1 pseudogene is annotated in these 369 nt (G+C 34.1%); it reads left to right on the plus strand.

Going from position 1 to position 369, the window contains the following annotated elements:
- Positions 1-369 (plus strand): annotated as a pseudogene (locus tag LOK41_RS28700) (IS4 family transposase); the annotation flags it as partial.

The raw sequence follows: 369 nt of genomic DNA on the forward strand, positions 1-369 counted from the left end.
AGATTTTATTTAAAACGTGGAAATCATTCTTTCATATTCATCATTGTAAAAAGATAAAACGAGAACGGTTGGAATGCCATTTGTATGGGCAACTGATTGCCATTCTACTCTGTTCTTCTACCATGTTTCAAATGCGGCAATTACTTCTTAGAAAAAAGAAACGAGAACTGAGTGAATATAAGGCCATATATATGATTAAAGATTACTTTCTTCTTCTTTTCCAAGCTATACAGAAAGACACCCAAGAGCTATCAAAGATTCTAATTCGCTTGTTCAACCTCCTACAGCAAAACGGGCGAAAATCTCATAGATATGAGAAGAAAACAGTCTTTGATATATTAGGTGTCGTTTACAATTGTACCATGTCTG

The organism is Bacillus sp. TL12 (assembly GCF_022625245.1).
Classification (GTDB): domain Bacteria; phylum Bacillota; class Bacilli; order Bacillales; family Bacillaceae_G; genus Bacillus_A.